This window comes from Marinobacter similis (assembly GCF_000830985.1).
Classification (GTDB): domain Bacteria; phylum Pseudomonadota; class Gammaproteobacteria; order Pseudomonadales; family Oleiphilaceae; genus Marinobacter; species Marinobacter similis.
Genome location: NZ_CP007151.1, coordinates 2,303,515 through 2,321,625 on the forward strand (window position 1 = coordinate 2,303,515; position 18,111 = coordinate 2,321,625).

The window sequence follows — 18,111 nt, forward strand, 5'->3', positions numbered from 1 at the left end:
CTCAGGCCGTGGCCGGTACACGGCTATCCAGTGACGCCGAAATCCGCGTTAGCATCAAGGCCGAAAGCACGATGAGCCCGCCTATCCAGGGCGTACTCATCAACCCCATGCCTTCAACAATATGCCCGCCAAGCCAGGCACCGCCGGCAATGCCGATGTTGAACGCGGCGATGTTGAGACCAGAAGCGACATCAACAGAGTGAGGCGTGTAGCGTTCAGCCAGTTGCACCACGTATACCTGCAGCCCCGGAACATTGCCGAAGGCAAAGGCGCCCCAGACCAGCAGGGTGATTACGGCGGCAATCGGGTAGTGAGCGCTGAAGGTGAGCGCAAACATGATTGCAGCCAGGCCACCGAAGATGATGTAGAGCGCAGAGGTTGGCCCCAGGCGATCTGCCAGCTTACCGCCCCAGATGTTGCCGGTGGCTACCGACACGCCGTAAACCAGAAGCAACAGGCTCACCATGCCCGAGGCAAAGCCGGTAACATCCTCGAGAATGGGGGTGAGGTAGGTGAACGCGGTGAACGTGCCGCCATAGCCTATTGCGGTCATTGCATAGACCAGTAGCAGGCGCGGGTGAGTGAGCACTTGCAGTTGTTGGCTCAGGCTCGCTGGCACCGATTGTTTAAGGTTTCTCGGGACCAGCAGGGCGCTGCCAACCAGGGCAATGGCACCAAGGGCGGCGACGATGAGGAAGGTGGCGCGCCAGCCATATGTCTGGCCGATGAATGTGCCCAGTGGTACGCCTGTCACCAGCGCTACCGTGAGGCCGGTGAACATGATGGCGATGGCGCTGGCTTCTTTATCTTTCGCAACCAGGCTGGTGGCAATGGTCGAGCCGATCGAGAAAAACACCCCGTGAGCAAGGCCCGTGAGGATCCGGGCGGTGATCAGTGAGCCGTAGTTCGGTGCCATCCACGCCAGCACGTTGCCAAGGATGAACAGTGCCATCAGCGATAGCAGCACCAGTTTGCGATTCCAGCGCCCGGTAAGAGCGGTTAGAACCGGTGCGCCTATGGCAACACCGAGGGCATACAGGCTGACCAGCAGCCCCGCCGAGGGCAGGCTGACGCTAGATCCAGGGCAATGGTTGGAACCAGGCCGACAATAACGAACTCGGTGGTCCCGATGGCAAAGGCACTGAGCGTCAGTGCAAATAGCGCAATGGGCATAGCAGATATCTCCAGAAGGTTTGATTGACGCTGACCAGTTTGGCGCCGCATACTTTTGCGATAAATGCCTGTTTTCGAAAATTACCTTTGCGGAATATGCAATGAAGAGTCGTTCTGAGGATCTGGTTTTCCTGCTAGCGGTAGTCGACAGCGGTGGTTTCAGCGCCGCGGCGGAACATCTGGAAATCTCGGTGACCAAGGTTTCCCGGGCGGTATCCCGTCTGGAAAAATCCCTGAACGCCACCTTGCTCAATCGCACGACACGCCAGGTCAACCTGACCGAGGAAGGCCGGGCTTTCATCGACCAGGTGCGTGCCGGGTTGTCCACGCTGGAAGAGGCGGAAGAAGCGCTGGCGGTTCGGCGGCAGAAACCTGCGGGCAGATTACGGGTGGACGCTGCCAATCCCTTTGTTCTGCATCAGATCGTGCCGCACGTAAAAGCGTTTCGGGAGGCGTACCCGGAAATCGAACTGGAGCTGACCGCCAGTGACCAGATGGTAGATCTGCTGGAAAGACGCATAGATGTCGCAATCCGGATCGGTCCGCTAGAGGATTCAACGCTGCACGCGAGGCCAATGGGGCGATCGCCGTTGTCGATCGTAGGTTCACCGGAGTACATACAAGCGCAGGGGCCGTGTGAGACGCCCGACGATCTGGCCAGGCACACGCTGATCGGTTTTACCGCGCCGGAATCGCTCAATCTTTGGCATGTGGGTGATGGCCTTCAGATCCGGCCAGCTATTCGTGCCAGCAGTGGCGAAGCGGTACGCCAGCTTTGTCTGCGAGGCAATGGCCTGGCCTACCTGTCGCGCTTCATGGTGGGGGAGGATGTGAAGCAAGGCCGACTGGTGGAAGTCCTCGGCGAGCACCTGACCCGGCCCAATCCTCGGGAGCTGGTGAATGCGGTTTACTATCGCAACACCACGTTGTCGGCCCGCATTCAGGTGTTTCTCGATTTCTTCAGTGCCCGCTGGCAGTCCCTTTAGGTCAGGATTGGCTGATTACCTCCATGGCACTTCGGAGATTCCCGGGAATCGGGGTGGCGGCGTTGCTATCCCGGTCCACGAACACGTGCACTACCTGACCTACTGCGGATGCCTCGTTGTCGCCCTGCCGAAAAATGCCCACCTCGTAAGTCACCGAGCTGTTGCCGGTTTTCACGACCCGTAACCCGGCTTCCAGGATCTCCGGGTAGGCCACGGGTTTGCGGAACTGGCAATGGGAGCTGACCACGAATCCGACCACCGAGCCGTTATGGATATCCAGGCCGCCTTCCTCAATCAGGTAACGATTGATGTGGAATCGAAGTAGGAGTAATAGGTGACATTGTTCACATGGCCGTAGACGTCGTTGTCCATCCACCGGGTGTTGATGGTGTAGAACACCGGGAAGCTGCTTCGTTCCAAAGAGATTCTCCTGTTGGTCGGCTTTGATATGCCCGGCCTCTCGGGCCGGGGCATATAACGGGAGGCGTCAGTACGCGGCCTGGTATATGGCCAAGCGTCCGCTTCTGAGACTTCCCGTGGGTTGTTCACCAGCAAGCGGGTCTGCTTCATGGCGTCAGCCGCCATGACCGGAAGGTCGCTCTCGCCAATGCCTACTTCCCGCAGAGTTTGCTCGAGCCCGATATCCGCACTTAAGGCTTCCAGCCGGTTGATGAACTCATTCACCCGTTGCGCCTCTGGCACGGAGGCCAGATCCGGGAAGGCATCTGGCGCCAGGGTGGCGTAGGCGTCGGCGCAGGCATCGGCGTTAAAACGCATCACATGGGGCAGCACCAGGGCATTGGAAAGACCGTGTGGCACATGGAAAATACCGCCGATCGGATAGGCCAGGGCATGCACGGCGGCTACCGGCGAATTGGCAAAAGCCTGTCCGGCCAGCATGGCGCCCAGCAGCATGTTGGAACGGGCCTGAACATTGCGGCCGTCTTTCACTGCCGTCTCTATATTGGCGCCCAACAAGCGCAGGGCTTCACGGGCCAGGGTGCGGGATACCGGGTTATTGTTGGCCGAGGCTGAGGTATAGCTTTCAATGGCGTGCACCATCGAGTCCACCCCCGTGGCCGCCGTTACCGGAGCGGGCAGGCCAAGGGTGAGTTCGGCATCCAGCAGGGCCACGTCCGGGAGCAGCTGCGGTGCCACCACGCCTTTCTTCTCGGCCTCGCCCACGGTGATGATGGAAATGGGGGTTACCTCGGAGCCGGTACCGGCCGTGGTGGGGATCTGAATCAGCGGCAGTCGTTGGCCTTTAGCCATCCCGACGCCGTAGATGTCGTCCAGTTTTTCACCGCCGCCCATCAGCAGCGCAATTAGCTTGGCGATGTCCATGGATGAGCCGCCGCCAAAGCCGATGACACCATCGATATTGGCTGCCCGGGCCTCGGCAAGGGCAGCTTCCACCACAGCCACGGGGGGATCGGCGACAACGCCGTCAAACACCTGATATTCCACACCGGCCTGATCCAGGGAGTCGGTCGCACTGGCCAACAGGCCCGCCTTGATCAGGCCAGGATCAGTCACGATCAACACACGCTTACCGATCTGTTCTTTGACGATTGCGCCCAGTTTTTTGATCGCGCCTGGCTCGCAAATAACGCTTTTGGTGGTGTTAAAGGTGAATGCTGTCATTGTTCTTCTCCCAAGTCTGAGGCGCCAATGGCGCCGTCACCTTCTCTCGTCAGCGGCATAAAGGTTCAGCATAGCATTGAACCGCTTCCGGTTACTCAAACTGATCCCAGTAGGGTGGCTCGCCAAAATAGCCGTCGATAAAGTCGATGAAGCTGCGTACTTTGCTGGCCAGCAACTGGCGATGGGCGTACACGGCATACAACGACATGGGCTCGGGCTCGTAGTCGGGCAGTATGATTTGTAAGGCACCCTCTTTGATGGCGGCACCGGAAATAAAGGTGGGCTGAAGCGCAATCCCTGCACCTGCGATGGCTGCTGCCACCAGTACATCGCCGTTGTTGCTGATCATGTCGCGGCTGCTGTCGCGAGCGCTTTCCTGGAATCCTTTGAGCAGGACAGGGCTGGCTTCAGGATCCATGTAGCTGTAACGCAGGTAGCGGTGGTCTTTGAGGTCGTCCGGATGCATGGGTGTGCCGTGTTGCGCCAGGTAGTCGGGCGAGGCGCATAGCACCAGGCGCACCGGTGCAACCCGCTTCGCAATCAGCGATGAGCTTCTCAGGTGGCCGATGCGCAGAGCAATGTCGAAGCCTTCTTCTACGATGTCGACTTTACGGTCATTCAGCTGCAGGTCTATGCCGACATCCGGGTGGGCGGTTTGGAAATCGCTCAGCAACTGGGCCATGTGGCGGGTGGCAAAGGAAACCGGAGCGCTGATTCGGAGCAGGCCCCGCGCCTGGGTCTGGAGGTCACCCAGCTGGTTCTCCATGTCGTCGATTTCGTCCACCACCTGTTGGGCGTGTTGGTGGTATCGGGTTCCCGCCTCGGTCAGGTGCAGTTTGCGGGTGGTGCGATTAAGCAGGCGCACGCCCAGGTGTTGCTCCAATTGGGAGACATACTTGCTGGCGAGCTGAGGCGACATCCCCAGCCTGTCGGCGGCGCTGGTGAACGTGCCTTCATTGACCACGGTCACGAAGGCGCGCATGGCCTCGATGCGGTCCATCTTTCTCCCCTCTGGCTTGGTTATTATCAACGTGACGTTGATAATAACTCAATATTAGCCTCTTAGTCTTTCGATTTGGCGAGAGTAAAGTGTCTACATCGACTGAAGCAGCGCTTCAGGACACATCAATTAAAGAAAGCTTAGAGGTGACAAACATGAACACTCAATTTGCACAGGTATTATTCGGCTCCAACGGTGGTTTCGCGTCTTTGATCCTGCGGATTCCGGTTGGCTTGATCCTGGCGGCCCACGGCGCGCAGAAACTGTTTGGCTGGTTTGGCGGTTACGGGCTGGAAGGTACTGGTCAGTGGATGGCAAGTATCGGTCTTGAACCGGGCTACCTGATGGCACTTCTGGCCGGCAGTGCCGAGTTTTTTGGCGGCCTGGCACTGGTGCTCGGTTTGTTGACTCGTCCGGCCGCGCTGGTATCAGCATTAACCATGTTGGTGGCGATATTCTCGGTCCACATCAGCAACGGCCTGTTTATGTCCAACAACGGTTACGAATACGCGCTGACATTGTTTGCGGTAACCGTGGCTTTGACCCTTCAGGGTGGCGGTCGTTTCTCGCTGGACGGTCTGTTGCAGAAGCAGGTGGGCGGCACCGGCCTTAACCGGCAGGCAGTAGCCTGACGCGGTAGTAGTGGTCAGAAACGGCAAATAGTCCAGTTGGCATCGCTCCCCGAACACGGGGAGCGCGTTCGTTTGAAAAGGAGCAGGCGCGATGAATACCGAAACCGATGTTGTATTCGTGTCCCACGGAGGCGGGCCCCGGCCCTTATTGGGCGACCCGGACCACCAGGAGATGGTGGATCGGCTCACCGAGCTTGCCGCTAATTTGCGTAAGCCCAAGGCGATTCTGGTTATCAGCGCTCATTGGGAAGAGTCGGCACCAACAATCACCGCTGGCAGTCATCCCTCGTTGATTTATGACTACCATGGCTTTCCGTCCGAGCCTACGACATCCAGTACCCGTGTCCCGGCCAACCTGAATTGGCGAACGGTGTGTTCCGAGCATTGGAGCAGGCTGGCTTGTCGCCGCGACTCGATGACAAGCGGGGCTTTGACCATGGCGTGTTTGTGCCACTGAAATTGATGTACCCGGAAGCCGATATTCCGGTCGTTCAGCTTTCACTGGTCAATAGTCTGGATGCAGTCACCCATCTGGCAATAGGGCGTGCGCTCAGAAATTTGGAGTACGACGATCTGCTGGTACTTGGTTCGGGCTTCTCATTCCACAACATGCGGGCGTTTTTTACACAGAATACGCCGGAGATCCAGGCGGCGAATCAAGCTTTTGAAGATTGGATGGAGCAGACCTGTTGCGATCCCAACCTCACCGAAACAGAACGCTACCAGCGTTTGGTGAATTGGGAATCCGCACCCCATGCGCGGTTCTGTCATCCCCGGGAGGAGCACCTGCTGCCACTTCACGTGTGTTACGGGCTCGCCAAAGGCCCCAGTAATGATCGCCTTGCCGCCACTATTTTGGGAAAAGAATCAGGGATGTTTCATTGGCGCCAGAACAGAAGTGCGGAAGAGTACTAAGCGTAATGTTCCCGCGCTGTTGTGATCCTACTGCAGTGACTGGCCCTATAAGACGTGGATACGGTTTTGAATTCACCCACGCTAATACGGAGCCAGCCTATGCCCGAAGGCCCCGAAATACGCCGTATGGTCGACGACATAGGTAAGGCTGTTGCCGGTAAGACTGCCGAGCAGGTGTTCTTTGCGTTTGACCATTTCAAGCCGTTCGAAGCAATGCTGGCGGGGCGCCAGGTCACGGAGGTGGCCGCCCGTGGTAAGGCGGTGCTGATTTTCTTCGCGGCAACGGATGAGGACGGCCCCTGGTGCGTTTACAGCCACAACCAGTTGTACGGCAAGTGGCGAATCGGCAGGCCTTCGGTGGTGCCGCGCACCAGACGGCAGCTTCGCTTTGCCATTATTGCCCCCAAAAAAACCGCCCGCTTATACAGCGCCTCGGACATCCGTTTGGTTCGACCGGACGAACTGCACGAAGTGGACTATCTGGCCCGCCTTGGGCCGGATCCTCTGAACCAGAACGTTTCGGTTGATCACCTGATGGCGGTGTTTGACGACAAGCGTTTTCGGGGGCGGAATCTGGGTGGGCTCTTGCTTGATCAGGGCTTCATCGCCGGCGTGGGCAATTACCTGCGCTCCGAGATTCTGTTCGAAGCGCGACTGGCTCCGAAAAACCGTCCCCGGGATCTTGATGCCGACAGTCGGGTTAGGCTGGCCGAAGCCGTGCTCAAACTGATTGACCGCACCTACGTTCTGAAAGGCATTACCAACGATCCGGATCGGGCGCAGGCGTTAAAAGAGCAGGGCTGGAGTTTCGGTCAGCGTCGGCACATGGTGTTCAATCGCGAAGGAAAGGCCTGCCACGAGTGTGGCGCTAAGATCGTCAAGAGCATGGTGGCCAGTCGGCGCTTGTATGTGTGCCCGGCGTGTCAGCCGATTGAGGAGTAGGCGAGCGCGCGTTGGCGCTTCTTCGGCTCATTGCCTAGCGAGGGCTGTTGGCGGTTTCCTTGTGGCGGACCGAGATGAAACTCTGGGCATCGGGAACGTGATTGTCCGGCAGTGCCATGTTCAGTGCCATCAGTAGATCGGTGATGTGGCTCATCTGCTCGCGCAAGGCACTGGAGCTTGCCGTGGACTGTCGCTCCGATTGAGCGGTGGCAATCTCGAGTTGTTTCTCCAGGATCATGTCCTGAAGGGTAATAATTTGCTGACTGGTCAGCATTATCGGTATCTGATTATCCTTCATCGTTCGGTATTCCTTGGCTCGTAAGCTCTTATAAATGAGGGGCAAAATACGAAGATTCGCTTGCTATGGATCTTATTTGTTGTCTATCGGCTGGCACTTCACTCCGTTCGTTAAGCGCGTGAAACCTTTACTCATCATTGTACTGGGCTTACTATCCGGAAAGACGCATATTCACAAATCCGAATATATTGAGGGTGCCAAATGAAACGCCGGGTTTTGTTCGTCTGCACAGCCAACAGTGCCCGTTCACTGATGGCGGAAGCCCTGCTCAGGGACATGGCCGGAGACCTGTTCGAGGTGGCCAGCGCCGGTACCGAACCGACTTCGCCCCATCCAATAGCGTTGCAGGTGCTAGAAGAGGCAGGCATTGCTACCGAGAGCCTGCACAGCAAGCAGTTGGCCGATCTGCAGGAGCAGCACTGGATTATGTGATTACCCTGTGTGAGAAAGCTGCCAACGAATGCGGCAGTGTCTGCCAGCCGGCACAACAGATTGCCTGGGATTTTCCCGATCCGGTTCCTTCCAATCGCCACGCGACCTTTGCCCTGATTCTCAAGGAAATCAAAGAGCGCATTTCATTGTTCACCCTGGTGCATCAAAAAGAGACCGGTCGAAAGCCCATTAACTATGATCCGATCGCGGTGTTTAAGGCCATGGCCGATGAATTTCGGTTGTCTGCGCTGTTGCTGATTCGGGATCAGGGCCCGCTCTGCGTTTGTGAGCTGACTGAAGCATTTGATGCGCCCCAGCCCAGGGTTAGCCGGCACCTGGCGACGCTGAAAGATGCTGGCCTTCTGGACACGGAGCGTCGGGGACAGTGGATCTACTATTCACTCAACCTGCAGATTCCGCCGTGGCTGGTGCGCGTTCTGGATGAGACGGCCAGCCAAAATGGCGGTTTGATTGAACAGGCACTGGAGCGGCTCAAGGATATGTCTGACCGTCCGGCCATTCGGTGTGGGTGAGCGTTAGCCGTTGCGAACGCCAATTACGCTAATGAAATGCGATAACGAAGCACGCCTGCTGCTTCCTCGCGGATCCATTCAATCCGGTGACCAGTCAATTCGCACAGTGCCTGAAGGTCTTTGCGACCGGTAGGGTCGTCGGCAAGGAAATCCACCTGGGTACCGCTGGGCAGGTGCTGGGTACGCTTCTTAAAACGAAGGATAGGAAGAGGGCACACCAGGCCGACAGCGTCGACCTGGTATACCTCTGTCAGCTCGGGAGCCTGTTCAGCGGCTTGATTGATCAAGACGCACGCTCGTTTCACTGCTGTATTGTGCGGAGGAAGACCAGCCAAACTGATCCAATACCACTGGAGCAGCATAGGCAATCACCAAGGCGGCGACAAAGCCGGCAATCATAACTTTCATGATGACCCTCCTTCGTCTTGTTTGGCTTTTACCTCAGCGACCCACAGGTCGTGATGCTGGCGCGCCCACTCCAGATCAACCTGACCGTTGCCCATGGCGTCGAAGGCTCCTTCCATGCCGACCGAACCGATGTAGATGTGAGCAAGGATGGCGACCATCATCACGAAGGCGACAATCGAATGCCAGATATTGGCATATTGCATCTCTTCATGGGGCGCCAGATCGGTTGGGAGACTGGTGCCGAGTACGCTGTTAATCAGTCCAAAGGTGTCGGCAAACATCGGCATCTGGAACGGGAACAGCAGCGACAGACCGGACAGAGACACCGAGACACCCAGCACCATCACGGTCCAGAAAATGATCTTCTGGCCGGCGTTGAACTTCTTGGCCGAGGGGTGTCCCTTGGTGAAAATCCCACCGCCGGCTTTAATCCATTGCCAATCGAGCTTATTGGGGATGTTGTGCACCACCCACATGCAGAAGGTCATCACCAGGCCGAGCATAAACGCCCAGGCGACATTGTTGTGTAGCCACTTTGAGCCCGCCGCAAGCGTTGCAAAGGCATCTGGCCCCAGCACGGGGATCAGGAAACTGCGCCCCATTAAAGTGATCAGTCCCGTTAGGCCCAAGGCGACGAACGAGCCCGCTAACAACCAGTGGCCGAAGCGTTCGATGGCTTGAAGCGTTCAATCGTGGTGCCGGCTGGGCCACCATCGATCTTGATTCTGCCACGAATGAAATAAAACACCGTCAACAGCGCGATCATGCCTAACAACGAAAGACCACCGTATGTGATCAACGGCCCTTCACGCAGTTTGTACCAGGGCATGCCCCCGTCCTGAATCAGGACAGTAGCGGCAGGTGTTTTGGCTTGGGTTCTGACATCCGCTTCGTTATAGCGCAAGCCGCGCCAGATGTCGGCGTCCGAGCGGCCACCGTTGGTGCCCAACTCGCCACTGATCGGCGCGGCGTTAGCGGGGTTCCCCAGATTTTCAGACCGAAAGCTTTCGTCTACTTCCAACTGTTGCTGACGGGCCATGATGTCTTCGAGAGTTTGTGCGCCCCCGGTAGCGGTCCGGTCAACCGCCGAGGCCTCTTCCGCCCAAAGCGGATTAGAGACCAGTGTCGCCAAGACAACTAAGGCGGCACCTAATAGTTTTAGATTCATTCGAGCACTCCAACGGGATCAACCAGAAGAATTCGTTGCCTCAGAGGAGCCCGGGGCCAAAGGGCCCCGGGCTATACTCAGACTGTGTTATGCACCCTTCTTCTCGTAGGCTGTACCCCATCCCCAGGCACCGGAACCGAAACCACGGTTCACCACGCGCTGGCGATAGATGTCCGCTACCTCGTTGCCGTCACCGGCGAGCAGGGCCTTGGTGGAGCACATCTCTGCACAGATTGGCAGCTTGCCCTCGGCGATGCGGTTGCGTCCGTATTTGTTGAACTCAGCCGAGGAATTGTCTTCTTCCGGACCACCTGCACAGAATGTGCATTTGTCCATCTTGCCCCGGCTGCCAAAGTTGCCCGCTTGCGGGAACTGAGGCGCACCGAACGGGCAGGCGTAGAAACAATACCCACAACCGATACACAGATCCTTGGAGTGCAATACCACGCCATCTTCGGTCTGGTAGAAGCAATCCACTGGGCAAACGGCCATGCACGGCGCGTCTGAGCAGTGCATGCAGGCTACCGAAATGGAACGCTCGCCAGGTTTGCCGTCTTCCACGGTTACTACCCGTCGACGTTGATGCCCCAGGGGACCTCGTGCTCATTCTTACAGGCCGTTACGCATGCATTGCATTCGATGCAGCGCTCGGCGTCGCAAAGGAATTTTGCTCTTGCTTGTCCTTCAAGTGCCATGGTCTACACCTCTTGTTATGCCGGCATGATCGAACATAGAGTGGCTTTGGTCTCTTGCATCTGTGTGACCGAGTCGTACCCATATGTTTGAACAGTGTTGGTGGATTCACCGAGAACGATGGGGTCAGCGCCCTTCGGGTACTTGTCCCGGAGGTCTTTGCCCTGGTAGTGGCCGCCGAAGTGGAACGGCATGAACGCCACGCCCTCTCCAACACGCTCGGTAACCATGGCCTTGACTTTGATCCTCGCGCCCTCTGGACCAGAAACCCAGACGTCCTTGCCGTCACGGACATTCAGATTGTTGGCGTCACGAGGATTGATCTCGATGAACATATCCTGCTGCAGTTCTGCCAGCCAGGGGTTTGAGCGAGTTTCGTCACCACCACCCTCGTATTCGACCAGACGGCCGGAGGTGAGAATGATCGGGAACTCCTTGCTGAAGTCGTTCTTCTGGATTGACTCGTACAGGGTCGGTACCCGCCAGAAAGTCTTGTCCTCATAGGTCGGGTAATCCGCTACCAGGTCGCGACGTGTGGTGTACAGAGGTTCACGGTGCAGCGGTACCGGATCCGGGAAGTTCCAGACAATTGCACGGGCCTTGGCGTTACCAAATGGCGCACATTCGTGTTTGATGGCCACGCGCTGGATACCACCGGACAGGTCCGTCTTCCAGTTGGTTGACGGGCCGGCCACTGCTTCAATGCTGGCTCGCTCTTCAGCCGTCAGGTCGCCATCCCAGCCCAGGTCCATCAGCATCTGCATGGTGAACTCTGGATACCCGTCCTTGATTTCCGAATTCTTGGAGTAAACACCATCTGCCAGAATGTTCTGGCCGTTGTGTTCAACACCAAAGCGGGCCCGGAATGTCAGGCCACCCTCAGACACTGGCAACGACATGTCGTACAGGTTGGCCGTTCCCGGGTGGTTCATCTCCGGGGTGCCCCAGCACGGCCATGGCATACCATAGAAGTCACCATCGCAAGGTCCACCCACTGCACGCAGGGTGGTCTTGTCGAAGTGGTGCTGGTACTTCATGTGTTTCTTCATGCGCTCAGGCGATTGACCCGTGTAGCCGATGGTCCACATGCCGCGGTTGAATTCGCGGGTAATGTCCTCAATCGACGGCTCATCGCCATCAATGGCGATGTTGCGGAACATGCGATCGGTGAAGCCGAACTTGTCCGCAAACAGTTTTATGATCTCGTGATCGACCTTGGAGTCGAACAGCGGCTCTACTACTTTTTCACGCCACTGCAGAGAACGGTTCGACGCGGTTACCGAGCCGTGTGTCTCGAACTGGGTGGTCGTGGGCAGCAGGTAGGCGCCTTCCTTGCGATCATGGAGAACGGCAGAAACGGTCGGGAAGGGGTCTACGACAACCAACAGGTCGAGTTTCTCCATGGCTTCTTTCATTTCTGGCATTCGGGTCTGGGAGTTGGGCGCATGACCCCACAGAACCATGGCCCGGGTGTTGTCCGGCTGCTCAAGGTTTTCCTTGGCTTCCAGAACACCGTCAATCCAGCGGGAGACTGGGATGCCCTTCTCGTTCATCATGGCCCGGGACTTGCCGTCTTTATCCCAAACGGCAAAGCGGCCTTTCAGGTAGTCGAGGTCCTCTTCCCAAACTCTTGCCCAATGGGCCAGGAACCAGCAGACAGTCCGTAATAGCCAGGCAGGGTGTCGGCAAGCACACCGAGGTCGGTCGCTCCCTGAACGTTGTCGTGGCCGCGGAAGATGTTAGTGCCACCGCCTGCTACGCCCATGTTGCCGAGGGCCAACTGAAGCACGCAGTAAGCGCGAGTGTTGTTGTTACCGTTGGTGTGCTGGGTACCACCCATACACCAGATAACCGTGCCGGGCCGGTTGTTGACCAGAGTACGGGCCACACGCTCAAGCTGTGCACCCGGTGCGCCGGTTACACGCTCAACTTCCTCGGGATTCCAGCGCTTCACTTCCTCGCGAATGTCTTCCATGCCGTACACACGGGTACGGATGAATTCTTTGTCTTCCCAGCCGTTTTCGAAGATGTGCCAGAGAATACCCCACACCAACGCAACATCTGAGCCCGGGCGGAAACGGACGAATTCGTCGGCATGGGCCGCTGTCCGCGTGAAGCGCGGGTCGCACACGATCAGCGGAGCGTTATTTTCTTCCTTCGCCTTCAGTACATGCAGCAGCGACACCGGGTGCGCTTCAGCGGGGTTGCCCCCGATGATGAAGATCGCTTTGGACTTGTGGATGTCGTTGTAGGAGTTGGTCATTGCGCCGTAGCCCCAGGTATTGGCTACGCCGGCGACGGTCGTGGAGTGGCAGATACGTGCCTGGTGGTCCACGTTGTTGGTGCCCCAGTAGGCCGCAAACTTACGGTACAGGTAGGCCTGTTCGTTGTTGAACTTTGCGCTGCCCAGCCAGTAGACCGAATCGGGACCGCTTTGCTCGCGGATCTCGAGCATCTTGTCGCCGATTTCGTTGATGGCGGTATCCCAGGAAATCTTTTGCCACTGGCCATTGACCATTTTCATGGGCGACTTAAGACGACGTTCGCCGTGGGCATGTTCCCGCACGGAGGCGCCTTTGGCGCAGTGAGCACCCATATTGAAAGGGCTGTCCCAGCCTGGCTCCTGGCCTGTCCATACGCCGTTCTGAACTTCGGCTTCGACGGTGCAGCCGACCGAGCAGTGCGTACACACGGATTTCTTGACGACCACTTCTCCGCCACCGGTTGCAGGGGCTGCAGCTTCCACCCGTCCCGATGTCAGCGACAATGCCGCCAGACCACCCACTGCCACGCCAGACGTTGTCAGAAATTGACGACGGTCCAGAGTCTTGGCAGCGAGAGAAGAAAGCAAAGAGCCTGCACGGGAGCCTTTCGCTACCCCGTTGGTCTTCTTCCTTAACATGTCGTTTACCTCTCTCTCTTTATTATTCTCGTTTTCCGGAAAGCTGAGTCTCTCAAGGGCCTTTCGCAACCTCGATCAACTCACACCCCCGTTAAAAGCGAGCCGATTCGAAATATTTACGTGTGTGTTCGGTATCACGTAAACCGCTGCTTTTCGGCACATCTTTTGTGACGACCTCAGCTGCGGCGTTCGGTGCAACCGTCATGGCAACGGCAGCAGGAGCTGCGGCTGCTGCCATTTTCAGGAAATGGCGACGGCTGTTTTCACGCTTCGGGTTGTCCATTGGACACCTCCCCCTGGGTTAATGGGACCTTGAAATCCCGGTTACTGAATTGCAAAGGCGTCGGCTTCCACGGCCATGAAGGCTCGACCAAGCGAACCTATTGGAGCGTAGAAAATGGCGCTTTGCGCTTCTTCCAAATCAGTAAAAAACAAGGCTGCCCACTTCGCCAGATGGGCATCAAAAAACGCTTTCTGCGACGGCAGTCCGCTGTCGCAGGGAAATTCGCCGGTAATGATGCCGGCCATGATTTCGCAGAGGGTGCCGATGTGATCTTCCGGCTCCTTTACATCGCTGCGGGATTTGATGCCGCGGGACATGAGATCGGTTCGCAGCTCCGCCAGGGGCTTCTCGTTCAGGAAGCCGGTGAGGTAGTAACTTGCGTAGGGAAGCAATTCTCCACGACCGAGGCCAACAAACAGGTTGTTAAACTCTCGCTCGGCGTCATATGGGTTGGTACGTTCGGCGAGGGCTGCCAGGTTCTTGCAGGCTGAACCGAGGGGCGTCTCGTCACCCTGTAGTGATGCCAGCCCCTTCAATAATTCGTTGGAGGGCGGGTCGACAAGCAGGGCGCCCAACAGCTGATAGATCTGGGCCCTGGCACGATCTTCCTCGGAGATCGAACGGGGGCACTGGATTTCCGCAGTATTGCTCAATTCATGTTCCTTCTAATTATTATTTGCGGTCTGTCGCACTATTCTAGTTCATATCCAAGAATAGTAGCCTGACCTGTCTTTAATTTGCTAATAGCTGGAATGCATTCTGTTAATCGTCAAAACGCATCCGAGGACGGAAGCGTGGTCCCGGCCCCTCTTCCGACTGGCTGGACTCTTCTTGGGCAAGCTTTTGCTCGGGAAGTTCCGTCGGCGTTGCCATGTCCTCCAGCTCGGGGATGTCCTCAGACTCCGGTTCCCCGGCAGCCTTCGAATCCGGCTCTGCCATCGAAGAGATCGCCTGCTTTTCCGACTGATCGTCCACAACCTCCGCGGCTTTTTTGGCTTTGTCGACGAGTCCCTCTCCAACCTTATAAAGGGTTGTCACTGTCTGCCCGGCCGTCGAGGCCAATGTGTAGTCCTCATCGTAATCATTGAGCCCGTCCAAAACGGCCAGTACCGGGTTGGATTTCCATAGACCTCTCAGGGCCCTCTTTCGGAGGAACTCCGGGATCTCCTTGCGCATGAAACCGGTGATGTCTGTGCCCAGCTCGATGTTGTCCGGGTCGGGAAGGTCATATTTCTTCAAAAGCTCGTGTTCGGGCAATGCTTCATTGGCCGCAAGCTCCTGCTCGTCCGGGGTCAGTTGAGTCTCTGTAACCGGAGGAGGGGGTGGTTCTGGCCGCTTTCCGGCTTCAGCTTTTTTGCGCGCCCAGCGCTGGAGTCTAGATTCCGCCATTACTGAATTCTCGGCTTTTTGATATTCGCAGGAGCACGGTAAACGTCACTTTCCTGACGAATGCGCGGGTCGCCTTTGGCGTCCTCGGCGCCATCAACACGAACCTCGTCTCGACGGCGTTTCTTGAACGGCTCCTCGATGTAGTGCATGTCGATAAATTCTTTGATCCATGCCGCCATCGATTCGGGAATGGGAACCGCCTCAACGATGCTCTCGCCACTGTCAAGGGCATCCAATGCCTCATGGGCGCTGGCAGTGATAGTGCTGACCACCCACCCGGAAGGCGACTGGCTCGTTACATCCCTGTCCATAATGATCCAAATGGATGGAACGGCCATGTTCAGGGACACAAGATAGCCCTCGACGTCGGCCCGGAAAAGCTCCATCGTAACGGTGCCCGCGTGGTAATCGACGACGTCTTCCTCGCGGACCAGTTCTTTCCAGAATGCATCAGGTGCCCCGGGTATAACGGCAACGGGCTTCCAGATTTCCTTTACCCAGCGAGTAACTCCGGGAGAACGGCGAACGACAGCGCCGACCCTCAACTCGCGTTTCCACTGTTCCGTACGACTACACATGGTGCTTCTCTTTTTTTGTTCTGGCGTAAAACTAGCAGGGCTCAAACGATTATCCAATTGTCCAAAAGATAATGCCTGTGGCATGCTCGAAATGCGATACGGAAACGTATACGTACAAAAACAACGAAAGAGTCAAACTCCTGATGACGGCATACAAAACCTTATTATTGTGCAGCTGCGATAAGTCACAGACCTTTGATTCAGAGGCCTTGCGCAAAGCCGCGGCCGCTGAGCAGGTGGTTGCAGTTGATCAACTGTGCGGAAAGGAAATGAGTGTTGCCGCCGAACATCTTGGCGCCCGCAGCGACGTCCTGATTGCTTGTGGCCAGCAGGCAGCTTTGTTTGAGCGTCTCGCTGAGGACGTTTACGCGGAGATCCAGCATTCCGCGCCATTACATACTATTGATATTCGGGATCGCGCAGGTTGGGGTGCACCTGATGCGAAGCCCGCGCGCCTGAATGCGAAGCAGGCGGCGCTTATCGCCGCTGCCCAATTGCCGGCGCCCATGGCCCCGGCAAAAACCATTCAGTCCAGCGGCGTATGCTGCATTATCGGTCCCACCGAGAAGGCGATCCGGATGGCCGAGCTGGTGCAGGATGAGCTGGGTGTTACCTGCATAGTTAACGATGCCGGCCCCATCCAGCTGCCATCCGCCGCTTACGACGTGGCCAAAGGCCAACTGACGGGACCTACGGCGCACTTGGCAATTTCAAGCTGGAATTTGCCCACCTGCAACCCCTGCATCCGGCCGGGCGCGGTGAATTGGGTTACGAAGCAGCCAAGCCCACTGCCCGCAGTGAGTGCGATGTATTTATCGATCTTCGCGGCGTTGCTCCGGCATTTCCCAGCCATGAAAAGCGTAACGGCTACTTCTGGGCCGACCCGGACAAAACCGGCGAGCTGGAGAGGATCGCCCTGACGGCCAGGGAAATGGTGGGTGAGTTCGAGAAAACCGTGTACTTCAGGCTCGAAGAGTCTCTGTGCGCGCACTCCCGGGCCAACAAACCCGGGTGTACCCGCTGCCTGGATGTCTGCCCGACGGAAGCCATTTTTTCCTTCGGCGACCACATTCAGATCGACTCGGACATTTGCGCCGGTTGTGGCTCATGCGCTGCCGTCTGTCCGACCTCTGCGGTGACGATGAATGAAACGCCGTTCGAGGCACTGACCAAGGCCGTGGAAGTGATGGCCAAGGTCTATCGTGAGCATACCCATGAATCCCCACGCCTGGTTTTCCACACTTTGGGTGCTGGAACAGAGGCGATTGCGAATCTGGCACGCTACGATAATGGCCTCGCGGATGATTTGATCCCGATGGGGCTGGAGCACGTCGATCGCATCGGCCACGCTGAAATCCTGGCGGCGTTCGGAGCCGGGTATGCGGAGGTTCTGATTCTTGCGGACAACGAGCTGGATCGTCTGGCGGTGACTGCGGAAGTTGAATTGGCCCAGGCCATGCTCAAAGGCACCCACAACTCGCCGAGCCGGGTGCGGGTTATTTCCGCCATTGAGCTCTGCGATGCCGGTGACAATGCCGGACGTGTGAGTGACCCCGTTTTGCTGGTAGGCGGTCGCCGGGATATCACTCGGGTGACAGTGGCTGCGATGTCGGACAAGATCGAAGAGCCGATTTCGCTGCCCATAGGTGCGCCATACGGTGCCATCGAAATTGATTCCGATAAATGTACGCTTTGCCTTGCCTGTGTATCACTCTGCCCAACAGGGGCGCTTGGTGACCATCCGGATCGTCCGGAAGTCCAATTCACGGAAAACGCCTGTGTCCAGTGCGGCATCTGCGAAAGCACCTGCCCTGAAACCGCTATAACCCTCAAGCCCCAGCTTGATGTGTCCAAGGCGGCGCTCAGTGCCCGGGCATTGCATGGTGAAGAACCATTCGAATGCATAAAGTGTGGCACTCCGTTTGGCGTTGCCAGCACCATTAACCGGATCGTCGAGAAACTGGAAAACCAGCACTGGATGTACAAGAACTCTGATAATGTGCAGCTCATCAAGATGTGCGATGACTGTCGGGTCAAGGCCCAGTTTCATGGGAATACAGCCCCCATGGCAGGCGGCGAGCGGCCTCGGGTTCGAACCAGTGATGATTATCTGGACAGCTAAAAACAACAGGACA

At 57.2% G+C, this 18,111-nt stretch carries 22 protein-coding genes and 3 pseudogenes; 9 read left to right on the forward strand and 16 right to left on the reverse strand.

All coding sequences use genetic code 11. The features are described from left to right. Position 1 precedes the first annotated feature (1 nt). Positions 2-1,173: pseudogene (locus tag AU14_RS10650) on the reverse strand (MFS transporter). A gap of 101 nt (positions 1,174-1,274) precedes the next feature. Here AU14_RS10650 and AU14_RS10655 point away from each other — a divergent pair. After that, positions 1,275-2,159 carry a LysR family transcriptional regulator gene (locus AU14_RS10655; RefSeq protein WP_041343878.1) on the forward strand — a complete coding sequence of 295 codons (885 nt, stop codon included), beginning with the start codon at positions 1,275-1,277 and terminating at the stop codon, positions 2,157-2,159. A 1-nt stretch (position 2,160) separates the two neighbouring features. Here the strand turns inward: AU14_RS10655 and AU14_RS10660 are convergent. The 3 genes and pseudogenes from AU14_RS10660 to AU14_RS10670 all read right to left on the reverse strand — a co-directional run bounded on the left by AU14_RS10660 (position 2,161) and on the right by AU14_RS10670 (position 4,803). Further along, a pseudogene (locus AU14_RS10660) lies at positions 2,161-2,531 on the reverse strand (acyl-CoA thioesterase). Positions 2,532-2,646: 115 nt separating this feature from the next. Further along, positions 2,647-3,803, reverse strand: a pseudogene (locus tag AU14_RS10665) (iron-containing alcohol dehydrogenase). 91 nt (positions 3,804-3,894) lie between these two features. Then, complete coding sequence (locus AU14_RS10670) at positions 3,895-4,803, reverse strand: LysR family transcriptional regulator (protein WP_041340731.1); 909 nt, start codon at positions 4,801-4,803, stop codon at positions 3,895-3,897. Positions 4,804-4,958: 155 nt separating this feature from the next. On the opposite strand from AU14_RS10670, the gene AU14_RS10675 reads away from it, so the two are divergent. The 4 genes from AU14_RS10675 to nei all read left to right on the forward strand — a co-directional run bounded on the left by AU14_RS10675 (position 4,959) and on the right by nei (position 7,292). Next, positions 4,959-5,435: a DoxX family protein gene (locus tag AU14_RS10675; protein ID WP_041340732.1), complete on the forward strand. Its 477-nt coding sequence runs from the start codon at positions 4,959-4,961 to the stop codon at positions 5,433-5,435. Between the two features lie 91 nt (positions 5,436-5,526). Then, positions 5,527-5,892, forward strand: a complete 366-nt coding sequence (locus tag AU14_RS21455; RefSeq protein ID WP_236743984.1) for a class III extradiol ring-cleavage dioxygenase family protein — start codon at positions 5,527-5,529, stop codon at positions 5,890-5,892. Further along, on the forward strand, positions 5,808-6,350 hold the full coding sequence (locus AU14_RS10680) for a DODA-type extradiol aromatic ring-opening family dioxygenase (protein WP_236743985.1): 543 nt from the start codon (positions 5,808-5,810) through the stop codon (positions 6,348-6,350). Before AU14_RS21455 ends, AU14_RS10680 begins: the two co-directional genes overlap by 85 nt. Positions 6,351-6,449: 99 nt before the next feature. Beyond that, positions 6,450-7,292, forward strand: coding sequence for an endonuclease VIII (gene nei, locus AU14_RS10685; RefSeq protein ID WP_041340733.1), 843 nt, complete (start codon positions 6,450-6,452; stop codon positions 7,290-7,292). A 34-nt stretch (positions 7,293-7,326) separates the two neighbouring features. On the opposite strand, the gene AU14_RS10690 is transcribed toward nei, so the two are convergent. Then, positions 7,327-7,590: a hypothetical protein gene (locus tag AU14_RS10690; RefSeq protein ID WP_179944707.1), complete on the reverse strand. Its 264-nt coding sequence runs from the start codon at positions 7,588-7,590 to the stop codon at positions 7,327-7,329. A gap of 201 nt (positions 7,591-7,791) precedes the next feature. Here AU14_RS10690 and AU14_RS21460 point away from each other — a divergent pair, with 201 nt between their 5' ends. After that, entirely contained in the window at positions 7,792-8,022 is a 231-nt protein-coding gene (locus AU14_RS21460) for an arsenate reductase/protein-tyrosine-phosphatase family protein (RefSeq protein WP_236743986.1), read from the forward strand. After that, the gene (locus AU14_RS10695) at positions 8,019-8,555 is read left to right on the forward strand and encodes a metalloregulator ArsR/SmtB family transcription factor (protein WP_236743987.1); all 537 of its coding nucleotides are present in this window, start codon (positions 8,019-8,021) and stop codon (positions 8,553-8,555) included. Before AU14_RS21460 ends, AU14_RS10695 begins: the two co-directional genes overlap by 4 nt. A 23-nt stretch (positions 8,556-8,578) precedes the next feature. Here the strand turns inward: AU14_RS10695 and AU14_RS10700 are convergent, their stop codons facing one another. From AU14_RS10700 to AU14_RS10740, 11 genes are all read right to left on the reverse strand, one after another. Next, positions 8,579-8,842 (reverse strand): sulfurtransferase TusA family protein, encoded by a 264-nt coding sequence (locus AU14_RS10700; RefSeq protein WP_169745950.1) that lies wholly within the window; start codon positions 8,840-8,842, stop codon positions 8,579-8,581. Beyond that, positions 8,823-8,963, reverse strand: coding sequence for a hypothetical protein (locus tag AU14_RS19635; protein WP_041340735.1), 141 nt, complete (start codon positions 8,961-8,963; stop codon positions 8,823-8,825). The genes AU14_RS10700 and AU14_RS19635 overlap by 20 nt, the downstream gene beginning before the upstream one ends. Next, the gene (locus AU14_RS21465) at positions 8,960-9,616 is read right to left on the reverse strand and encodes a formate dehydrogenase subunit gamma (protein ID WP_330217883.1); all 657 of its coding nucleotides are present in this window, start codon (positions 9,614-9,616) and stop codon (positions 8,960-8,962) included. Before AU14_RS21465 ends, AU14_RS19635 begins: the two co-directional genes overlap by 4 nt. Beyond that, positions 9,610-10,131, reverse strand: a complete 522-nt coding sequence (locus AU14_RS21470) for a hypothetical protein (protein ID WP_236743988.1) — start codon at positions 10,129-10,131, stop codon at positions 9,610-9,612. The genes AU14_RS21465 and AU14_RS21470 overlap by 7 nt, the downstream gene beginning before the upstream one ends. A gap of 87 nt (positions 10,132-10,218) precedes the next feature. After that, positions 10,219-10,692, reverse strand: a complete 474-nt coding sequence (fdh3B, locus tag AU14_RS10715; protein WP_236743989.1) for a formate dehydrogenase FDH3 subunit beta — start codon at positions 10,690-10,692, stop codon at positions 10,219-10,221. A gap of 149 nt (positions 10,693-10,841) precedes the next feature. Next, positions 10,842-12,380 (reverse strand): formate dehydrogenase subunit alpha, encoded by a 1,539-nt coding sequence (locus tag AU14_RS23840; RefSeq protein WP_236743990.1) that lies wholly within the window; start codon positions 12,378-12,380, stop codon positions 10,842-10,844. Between the two features lie 44 nt (positions 12,381-12,424). Further along, positions 12,425-13,726, reverse strand: coding sequence for a molybdopterin-dependent oxidoreductase (locus AU14_RS23845; RefSeq protein ID WP_236743991.1), 1,302 nt, complete (start codon positions 13,724-13,726; stop codon positions 12,425-12,427). Positions 13,727-13,817: 91 nt separating this feature from the next. After that, complete coding sequence (locus AU14_RS10725) at positions 13,818-14,009, reverse strand: twin-arginine translocation signal domain-containing protein (RefSeq protein ID WP_041340737.1); 192 nt, start codon at positions 14,007-14,009, stop codon at positions 13,818-13,820. A 41-nt stretch (positions 14,010-14,050) separates the two neighbouring features. Then, a complete protein-coding gene (locus tag AU14_RS10730) occupies positions 14,051-14,662 on the reverse strand; it encodes a TorD/DmsD family molecular chaperone (protein ID WP_041340739.1) in 612 nt (203 codons plus the stop codon). Between the two features lie 109 nt (positions 14,663-14,771). Further along, on the reverse strand, positions 14,772-15,398 hold the full coding sequence (locus AU14_RS10735; protein WP_041340742.1) for a DUF3306 domain-containing protein: 627 nt from the start codon (positions 15,396-15,398) through the stop codon (positions 14,772-14,774). Continuing rightward, on the reverse strand, positions 15,398-15,976 hold the full coding sequence (locus AU14_RS10740; protein WP_041340745.1) for a DUF3305 domain-containing protein: 579 nt from the start codon (positions 15,974-15,976) through the stop codon (positions 15,398-15,400). The genes AU14_RS10735 and AU14_RS10740 overlap by 1 nt, the downstream gene beginning before the upstream one ends. A 77-nt stretch (positions 15,977-16,053) precedes the next feature. Here AU14_RS10740 and AU14_RS21485 point away from each other — a divergent pair, with 77 nt between their 5' ends. Together AU14_RS21485 and AU14_RS21490 are read left to right on the forward strand one after the other, a co-directional pair. Next, positions 16,054-16,896 (forward strand): hypothetical protein, encoded by an 843-nt coding sequence (locus AU14_RS21485; protein WP_236743992.1) that lies wholly within the window; start codon positions 16,054-16,056, stop codon positions 16,894-16,896. A gap of 11 nt (positions 16,897-16,907) precedes the next feature. After that, positions 16,908-18,098: a 4Fe-4S binding protein gene (locus AU14_RS21490; RefSeq protein ID WP_236744614.1), complete on the forward strand. Its 1,191-nt coding sequence runs from the start codon at positions 16,908-16,910 to the stop codon at positions 18,096-18,098. Positions 18,099-18,111: the final 13 nt, after the last annotated feature.